Below are 8612 nucleotides of genomic sequence, written 5' to 3' on the forward strand. Positions count from 1 at the left end.
GGGGTGATCAAGCGGATCACCCAGCGGCTGGAACCGCGGGTGGCACGGGTGGTGGCGCTGCCGGCGCCGAACCGCCGCGAGCAGAGCCAGTGGTATTTTCAGCGCTATGTGCCGCATCTGCCGGCGGGCGGCGAGATCGTCCTGTTTGACCGCTCGTGGTACAACCGTGCAGGCGTCGAGCGGGTGATGGGCTTTGCCAGCGACGACCAGGTCGAGCAGTTCTTCCAGGACGTTCCGGAATTTGAGCGGATGCTGGTGCGGTCGGGGATCATCCTGCTGAAATACTGGTTCTCGATCACCGACGAGGAACAGCAGCTGCGGTTCATGATGCGCATTCACGATCCGATGAAGCAGTGGAAACTGTCGCCGATGGATCTGGAAAGCCGGATCCGCTGGGAGCAGTACACCAAGGCCAAGGAGGAGATGTTCAAACGCACCAACATCCCCGAGGCGCCATGGTACATCGTCGAGGGCAACGACAAGAAGCGCGAGCGGCTGAACTGCATCGAGCATCTGCTGACCAAGATCCCCTATGAAGAGGTGCCGAGCGACAAGGTCGAGCTGCCGGACCGCAAGTACAACCCGGACTATGAACGCAAGGTGCTGCCGGACGAATTGTATGTGCCCAAAATTTATTGAGGGTCCGTCTTAGACGCCAAGCGGGCGAACGGGCGTGCCGCGGCGCGCCCGTTGCACGTTTGCCCGGCCGGGATCAGAACAGGAAGTCGCTTTGCTGAAGCTCCTGCTCTGTTATGCCGCTGAGCAGCAGGCTGTCGCCATCGCTGTCGCTGATCAGCAGGCCGGCATTGGTCTGGCTGGTGTGGTTGTTCACCAGATCGCTGAAGCCGGTGATGCCTGTGGCGGCGCTCAGGTCGATGCGTTCACCGCTGGCATCCGGGTTGAAATCGGTCACGGTGTCGTCGCCGCCGCTGAAGATGAAGAGGTCGCCGCCGCCCTTGCCGGCCAGCTTGTCGTTGCCGCTGCCGCCATCCAGAGTGTCTTTGCCTTGGCCGCCGAACAGCTTGTCGTTGCCGGAGCCGCCGTTCAGCTCATCCGCGCCGTTGTTGCCGCGCAGCGTGTCATTGCCGGAGCCGCCGTGCAACTCGTCGCCGCTGGCCCTGCCGTTCAGTTTATCCCGGCCTTCGCTGCCGTCGAGGCGGTCCCGGCCGTTGCTGCCGGTCAGCGTGTCATTGCCGCCGAGGCCGTCCAGGCTGCCTGCGCTGCCAAGGGTCAGGTTATCATTTCCCGATGTGGCACCGGTGCCTGTGCCGCCGCCGCCCGCGCTGCCCCCTGATCCGGAGTCCAGTTGCAGGTCTGCGCTGGTCTTGGCGAAGTTCTGGGTCACCATCACCGCATCCCAGCCATTGAAATTGCCCTGCTCGACGCCGATGCCGATCACTTCGACACTGGCGCTGAGGATATTGGCGCGGTGGCCGGGGCTGTTCATCAGCGATTCGTGCAGGTTGACGACGTCATCGGCCAGCCCGGCGGCACCGCGTTCGCTCTGCCAGGCAATATTCTCGGCCCAGGTCCAGCCGCCCGAAAACTGAAAGCCGGCATCCTTCATCCGGTCGCCGGCGCTGGAGCCGCCGGCGCCGGTATGGGAGAAGACATCCTGCTGCAGCATCCATTCGCTGTGGTCTTCTGCCGAATCGTTCAGGCGCAGCTCGAGCTGGACCGGGTTACGCCCGCGCGACGTGCGCTCGGCGTTGATCAGGTCGAGCATCTGGCGCTCGAGTTGGCTTGCCTGTGACATTGGTAACTGCTCCGTGAGTGTGCCGGCTGGGCGGCGGTGCTGCCTTCGGTTAACGGAAATTCAAGGCACCGAAAGGGCCGGAGGGTGCAGCGCGGAATTGCGGCAAGGCTCTGCCGTAGCGTGGGGGGCGGATACGCGGATTCCTGCGCGCGCGGCCGCCTTGGGCTGCCCTAAGCAGCTGGCGGCGCGGCACCGGCGCAATCCCGCTGCAGGGCAGCGGGCAGGGCGGTGGGGGATTCGGGGGGGGGCGGCGGCCGTCAGGGCATGGGGCCTTGCCGGGGAAACAGCCAAAGAAAAGGGTGGGCCGGGCGCCGTCGGGGGAAGCTGCCGGCGCCCGGCCATATTGAAAACCCGCAGAGGCTATGCCTTGTTTGCAGGGACCAAGACAGGCGCCGGTGTCGTTTTTTTCGGGGGGGACGCGGCCTGCTCCGGATTTCAATGAACCGGGTGTTCCAATCCCGGCCGGCGGGGCAATGGTTAGGGAAACGCATCAGATTTGCCCTGCCGCACTACCTGTATAGCAGAAGAGTTTAGCGAAATACACCTTAAAGATGTAAGTCGGGCAAAATTGAGGCATTTTTGTGCCTCCCCTCGAGACGAGGTGTTTTGCTCATGGGGGCAGAAATGACAAACCCCCGGGGCGGGGCCGCGGGGGTCGTCTGAACTTAAGTTCCGGCTGGTCGCAAGACCGGCCAAGTGCTGTCCAAAGCTGGACGGTCTGCTGCTTACAGCAAACCTTCGCGCTGGAGCTTCTTACGTGCCAGTTTCCGGGCACGGCGGATCGCTTCAGCTTTCTCGCGCGCTTTTTTCTCGGACGGCTTCTCGAAATGTTGCTTGAGCTTCATTTCGCGGAAGACGCCTTCACGCTGCAGCTTTTTCTTCAGGGCACGAAGCGCCTGATCGACATTGTTGTCGCGAACACTAACCTGCATGTGGTTTTCACCACCTTTCTAAGTTTGAGTTGCAAGGAAATTGCAGGAACTGGCCGTATAGCAAAGGCAGGTTATTTTGTCTAGTAGGGTATCAGGACGCTGAAAGCGGGAGAGCGGCATGACTGCAAATCAGGATCACGCGCAGGACGATATCAAGGCAAGGCTGCTGGATGCAGCGTTGAATCACGTGCCGTTTGACGGCTGGTCCGAGGTGACATTCCGTGCTGCCTGCCAGGAGGCGGATGTGCCTGAGGTGCTGGCCCATGCGGTCTGCCCGCGCGGCGGGGTGGACCTGGCGCTGGCCTATCACGCCCGCGGCGATTCGCGGATGCTGGCGCGGCTTGAGGCCGAGGACCTGTCCGGCCTCAGGTTCCGCGACAAGGTGGCAGCCGCGGTGCGGTTCCGGCTGGAAGCGGTCGATGACAAGGAAGCGGTGCGCCGCGGCACCACGCTGCTGACACTGCCGCAATATGCCGGCGACGGGGTCAAGGCGATCTGGGGCACCTGCGATCTGATCTGGGAGACGCTGGGCGACGGCTCGGATGATCTGAACTGCTACACCAAACGTGCCACGCTCGCCGGCGTCTATTCCGCTACGGTGCTGTTCTGGCTGGGCGATGACAGTCTTGAGCATCAGGCGACCTGGGAGTTTCTCGACCGCCGGATCGGCAATGTGATGGATTTTGAGAAGCTGAAGGCGGGTTTGCAGAAAAATCCCTTGCTGAAACCATTCCTGGCGGGGCCGAACTGGCTGGCCGGGCAAATCAAGCCGCCGAAAGACCGCGATGATCTGCCTGGGTCGCTGAACCCGCGGCGCTGACACAGGTCCGGACCGAACTTTTGGGCGGGTGTGCTCCGCAAAGGCGCCGGACTGCGGCGCCTTTGCTGTTTGCGCTCGCCCGGACGGGTGGTAGGCAAGGGGCAAGGATCAGGAGGACGAATTGCCATGACAGAGATGATGCGCGCGGTTGAAATCAGCAAACCCGGCGGGCCGGAGGTGCTGCAGCTGACCAAGCGCCCGGTGCCGCAGCCGGGCCATGGCGAGGTGGTGATCAAGGTCGCTTATGCCGGCGTGAACCGTCCCGATGCGCTGCAGCGCGCCGGGGCCTATGACCCGCCCAAGGGCGCCAGCGACCTGCCGGGGCTGGAAGCCTCGGGCGAGGTGGTGGCTGCGGGCGCAGGCGTCAGCGGCATCGCGGTGGGCGATCAGGTCTGCGCGCTGCTGCCCGGCGGCGGCTATGCGGAATATGTGGCAACCCCGGCGGCGCATTGCCTGCCGGTTCCCAAGGGGCTGGATCTGAAACAGGCGGCCTGCCTGCCGGAAACCTTCTTCACTGTCTGGTCCAATGTCTTCACCCGCGGCGGGCTGAAGGCGGGGGAGCGGTTCCTGGTGCATGGCGGCTCGTCCGGTATCGGCACCACCGCAATCCAGCTGGCCAAGGCCTTTGGCGCACGGGTCTTTGCTACGGCCGGGTCGGACGCGAAATGCCAGGCCTGCCTCGAGCTGGGCGCCGAACGTGCGATCAACTACCGCGACGAGGATTTCGTCAAGGTGCTGCGGGAGGAGGGCGGCGCCGATCTGGTTCTCGACATGGTCGGCGGCGCTTATATCCCCCGCAATGTGAAGGCCATGGCCGAAGACGGCCGCCTGGTGCAGATCGCCTTTCTGCAGGGGCCGAAGGTGGAGCTGAATTTCGCCCTGATGATGGTCAAACGGCTGACCCTGACCGGCTCGACCCTGCGGCCGCAGAGCGATCTGGCCAAGGCGCAGATTGCCCAGGACCTGCGCGAGGCGGTCTGGCCCTTGATCGAGGCAGGCAAGGTCGCACCGGTGATGGACAGCGAGTTCGCGCTGGACGAGGCCGCCGCGGCGCACGCACGGATGGAAAGCTCCGGCCATATCGGCAAGATCGTATTGAAGGTGGGCTGACACCTCAGCGGTGTCACATCAAAGGGCCGGCAGATCTGCCGGCCCTTTTTTGCCAAGCGGTGCCTTTTACTGCACGGCGCGGCGGTACAGATGCCAGGTCGCATGCCCCAGCACCGGCACCACAATGATCAGCCCGGCCAGGAAGGGGATCGCACCGATCACCAGCGCGGAGCCGACGATGATACCCCAGGTCATGCAGATCAGGGGGTTCTTGCGCAGCACCTTGATCGAGGTGGCCACCGCCACCGGCAGGCCGACATGGCGGTCCAGCAGCAGCGGAAAGGACACCAGGCTCATCGCCAGCGCGGCAAAGGCAAAGACCGCGCCCACGATGCCGCCGGTTATGGCCATGATCCAGCCCGCGCGGGTGGTCACCACTTCCGTGGCAAAGCCCAGCAGCGAGGCCGGCGGTTCCGGCCCCAGGGTGCGGCTGTAGATCATGTCAGCGGCCACCAGCCAAACAATGAACAGCGCCGCCAGATACAGTCCCAGCACCAGAATGCCGCCAAACGCGGGGGAACGGATGACGCCAAAGGCATCCATCCAGCGCGGCTCGAACCCGGCTTCACGGCGGGAAGACATTTCATAAAGCCCAACCGCGGCCACCGGGCCAAGGATCGCAAAACCCATGATCATCGGCACGATCAGGGGCAACAGATTCATTGACAGGCTCATCACGATCAGCGTGATGCCGATCAGCGGATAAAACAGCACCAGGAACATGGCATCGCTGCGGCAGGCGGCAAAATCCTCCAGGCCGGCAGCCAGCGAATGAATGATGTCATCCATGGTAAGCTTGCGTGCCTTGGGCAGTTCCTTGACGCCGCTGCTGCCCATCTCTTCGACCGTCTGGCCGATATGGTGCCCGGTTGTCTCTGCCCCTTGCAGAAGCCAGCTGAGCGGGTTCCCAATTGTTTTTGCCATGCGCGTCATCCTCCTCGCTGACTACAACGGAAGTGCCGTTCAGGCAGGGCCGGGTGCGGCACATATCTTTATACTAGCACAAAACCGCGCGAAGTGTGCGTCACAGGCCATTTATTGCCGCGTGCAGCAGGACAGGGCTGTTTCCGGCAAAGTGACAGGGGGGCGGCCTTGGCGGATCACCCGGCCAGCCAAGGCCGCGGGCGCCGGATCTTTCTGGTCTGAAGCATTCCGGGGTGAATCGGCCGCCAGGCCAAGAGGGGTGGCGCGCCCCTCCCGGTCTTGGTCTTAGCGCACCGGCGCAAGGCGGGCGTCTTTCAACGTGCAATCCCGGATCGCATCCCGCCCGCAAGGCACCGGCTGCAGCGTTTTCGACAGGCAGATGCGGGCCTCCTGGATGGCGCCGTCGCGGCAGGTGATGGTCAGGCTGTCGCGCGACAGCCCCGGATTTTCTTTGAGAAACGCCTCCTCTACCACGGCAGCGGGCAGGGTGACGGGGGTCTTCAGCCTGCGGAAGATGGCGGGGCGGGTGACGCGGGTGTAGGCCTCGCGCATCAGGCTGTAATACTGGCGGGCAGTCAAGCCGGAGCAGGTGCCATGCTTCTTCCACTGGTGCCAGGCCAGGCCAGGGCTGCCCATGATATCCGCCATCTCCCGGCTCATGCCGCGGCTGGGCGGTGCGGCGGCGGTGCGGCAGTAACTGGGCCAGCCGCGGTGGTGCTGCGGCCACAGCCCGTGCAGGGTCCAGCCATGATCATGACGGGCATCGCATTGCTCTGCGCGGCGCGCATCGCCTTCTTGTTCGCACCAGTTCGGCGACCAGCTGAGTGCCAGAACGTAATAGTCGAATTCCCCGGCCGGCTCGCCCTCTGCCGCTGCACAGGCGGCAAAACAGGTCAATACAGCCGCAAACCCCAGCAACAACTTGCGCATTGGCCTCTTTCCTTATGCAGTTAAGCCGACTATATAGACCTGAAGTTCCCCGACAACGGAAACCAGACCCCGAAAGCGGGGCAGCCTTTATCCAGGCGGCGGGGAAGATGTGTTTTAAGGAGATGAGCGCATGGCAAAACCGTTGATGGCCAAGGCAACCGCCGTGTGGCTGGTGGACAATACCACAATCAGCTTCAAGCAAATCGCCGATTTCGTCGGCATGCACGAGCTGGAGATCCAGGGCATCGCCGACGGCGAAGTGGCGGTGGGCGTCAAAGGGTTCGACCCGGTGGCCAACAACCAGCTGACCCAGGACGAGATCGACAAGGCAGAGGCCAACCCGCTGCACAAGCTGAAGCTGAAGTTCAACCCGGCCGCGGCCGGCGAGGAAAAGCGCCGCGGCCCGCGCTATACCCCGCTGTCCAAACGCCAGGACCGTCCGAATTCGATCCTGTGGCTGGTCAAGTTCCACCCCGAGCTCAGCGATGGCCAGATCGCCAAGCTGGTCGGCACCACCAAGCCGACCATCCAGTCGATCCGCGAGCGCACCCATTGGAACATCTCCAGCATGCAGCCGATCGACCCGGTGGCGCTGGGCCTGTGCCGGCAGTCCGAACTGGATGCCGTCGTGCAGAAGGCCGCCGCCAAGAAAGCCGCCGAAGGCGGCGTGATGAGCGATGATGAGCGCCGCAAGCTGGTCTCGACCGAACAGTCGCTGGAGATGGACACCGAGCCGAAGATCCCAAGCGCGATCGAGGGGCTGGAAACCTTTACTCTGGGCAGCGGCTTGAACAGTGAAGACGAGAAAAAGGAAGAGGAAATCCCGGACGCGGACAGCTTCTTCAACCTGCCCTCGGGCGGCGATGACGAGGACGACGACGAAGATTCCCGCTTCTGATCCGGTGCGGCCCGGCAGGGCCGGGTGCAGGAACTACTTAAAAAGCCGCAGATCCGGTGCTCTGGATCTGCGGCTTTTTCTGTTAACATTTACACTCTACGTTACAATATGTTGACTATTTGTCCCCGTTTTGCGCAGCATTATGTTGCGGGCAGTTGTGTTCCAGATTGTCCGCAAAGACCGGGGTGCGGGATATGCCTTTTGTTTCGGGGCCGTTTTTCCCATGCGCAGAGACCGGGGAGTTAATGAGTATTGCCAGCGGTCCGGTCTTGCAGGCCTGCCCGCAAAGGGATGGCAGGAGTACAAGCAATGGACGCAGCAGGGGCCACGGCGCTTGGGGAAGGCAGCCGCTTGGATCTGGAGACACTGGCCTGTTTGAGCGGCCTGGAGTTCTGCCAGGAATTTGTCGATCAGCTGGCGCAGGCCTATGGGGCCGATCTGGTGACCGCGGGTGAGCTGAAGGTCAAGGAGACCGAGCGCATCAAGGTGCTGGCAAGCTGGTTTGACGGGCTGCAACTGGGGGATTTCGAATACGAAAGCCGCGGGACGCCGTGCCATGATGTGGTGCTGAGCGGCAAACCGCATGTATTCCTGTGCCAGGTGCAGGAGCTGTACCCGGATGACAGGATGTTCAGCGAGGACGGCCTCCAAAGCTATGCCGGGGTTGCCCTGAAAAACGCCGATGGCGAGGCGATCGGCCTGATCCAGGCCGCCTGGCGGAACGAAATCGACGGCGCGCTGGCGCAGCAGATCGTGGCCGAGATGCAGCACTTCGCGCCCCGGCTTGGGGCGGAGGCCGCGGCATTGCAGACTCTGGCCGCGCTGGCGGCGCTGGCCGAAGGGCCGGGCAGCACCTCGCCGCGCACGGCCTTCCGGCAGCTGGCCGGGCAGCTGCAGGGCGCGTTCAAGGTGCGCTCGGCCTTCATTGCGGAATGCCCCGGCGGCAGGCCGGAGTGCTTCCGGGTGCTGGCTTGCTGCTGTGACGGGCAGCAGATGGACGGTATGGAAGACAGGGTTGTGCCCTATGACGGCACCCCTTGCGCGTTTTTAAAGGAACGGAAGAAATTCCTGGTGCAGGACGGGCTGCAGGAGGCGTTTCCCGGGCAGCTGCAGTACCGCAGCCAGAACCTGCACTCTTACCTGGGCATCGCGCTGACCGATCCGGAGGGCACGGTGATCGGCCACTTTGCGCTGCAGCACGACCGCGAAATCGGACGGAGCACGCAGGAGAGCGGTCTGATC

Annotated in this window: 8 protein-coding genes and 1 pseudogene; 5 read left to right on the forward strand and 4 right to left on the reverse strand. The window is 63.4% G+C overall.

The annotated features are described in order from the left end of the window. Nucleotides 1–639: polyphosphate kinase 2 (locus tag VOI29_RS19690; RefSeq protein ID WP_323782671.1), on the forward strand; the 639-nt coding region annotated here is incomplete at its 5' end. 73 nt (nt 640–712) lie between these two features. On the opposite strand, the gene VOI29_RS19695 is transcribed toward VOI29_RS19690, so the two are convergent. Together VOI29_RS19695 and rpsU are read right to left on the reverse strand one after the other, a co-directional pair. Further along, on the reverse strand, nt 713–1756 hold the full coding sequence (locus VOI29_RS19695) for a CAP domain-containing protein (protein ID WP_323782673.1): 1044 nt from the start codon (nt 1754–1756) through the stop codon (nt 713–715). Between the two features lie 725 nt (nt 1757–2481). Beyond that, nucleotides 2482–2688 carry a 30S ribosomal protein S21 gene (gene rpsU, locus VOI29_RS19700; protein WP_024088814.1) on the reverse strand — a complete coding sequence of 69 codons (207 nt, stop codon included), beginning with the start codon at nt 2686–2688 and terminating at the stop codon, nt 2482–2484. Nucleotides 2689–2806: 118 nt separating this feature from the next. Here rpsU and VOI29_RS19705 point away from each other — a divergent pair, with 118 nt between their 5' ends. Further along, nucleotides 2807–3508, forward strand: a complete 702-nt coding sequence (locus VOI29_RS19705; protein ID WP_323782677.1) for a COQ9 family protein — start codon at nt 2807–2809, stop codon at nt 3506–3508. Nucleotides 3509–3634: 126 nt separating this feature from the next. Next, on the forward strand, nt 3635–4618 hold the full coding sequence (locus VOI29_RS19710; RefSeq protein WP_323782680.1) for an NAD(P)H-quinone oxidoreductase: 984 nt from the start codon (nt 3635–3637) through the stop codon (nt 4616–4618). A 66-nt stretch (nt 4619–4684) separates the two neighbouring features. Here the strand turns inward: VOI29_RS19710 and VOI29_RS19715 are convergent, their stop codons facing one another. Both VOI29_RS19715 and VOI29_RS19720 read right to left on the reverse strand, forming a co-directional pair. Next, on the reverse strand, nt 4685–5542 hold the full coding sequence (locus tag VOI29_RS19715) for a DUF2189 domain-containing protein (protein ID WP_323782684.1): 858 nt from the start codon (nt 5540–5542) through the stop codon (nt 4685–4687). A 285-nt stretch (nt 5543–5827) separates the two neighbouring features. Continuing rightward, nucleotides 5828–6472 (reverse strand): ribonuclease T2, encoded by a 645-nt coding sequence (locus tag VOI29_RS19720; RefSeq protein WP_323782687.1) that lies wholly within the window; start codon nt 6470–6472, stop codon nt 5828–5830. A gap of 130 nt (nt 6473–6602) precedes the next feature. On the opposite strand from VOI29_RS19720, the gene VOI29_RS19725 reads away from it, so the two are divergent. Together VOI29_RS19725 and VOI29_RS19730 are read left to right on the forward strand one after the other, a co-directional pair. Then, nucleotides 6603–7370: a DUF1013 domain-containing protein gene (locus VOI29_RS19725; RefSeq protein ID WP_323782690.1), complete on the forward strand. Its 768-nt coding sequence runs from the start codon at nt 6603–6605 to the stop codon at nt 7368–7370. 309 nt (nt 7371–7679) lie between these two features. Then, nucleotides 7680–8612 (forward strand): annotated as a pseudogene (locus VOI29_RS19730) (hybrid sensor histidine kinase/response regulator); the annotation flags it as partial.

The organism is Leisingera sp., assembly GCF_034669605.1.
Classification (GTDB): Bacteria; Pseudomonadota; Alphaproteobacteria; order Rhodobacterales; family Rhodobacteraceae; genus Leisingera.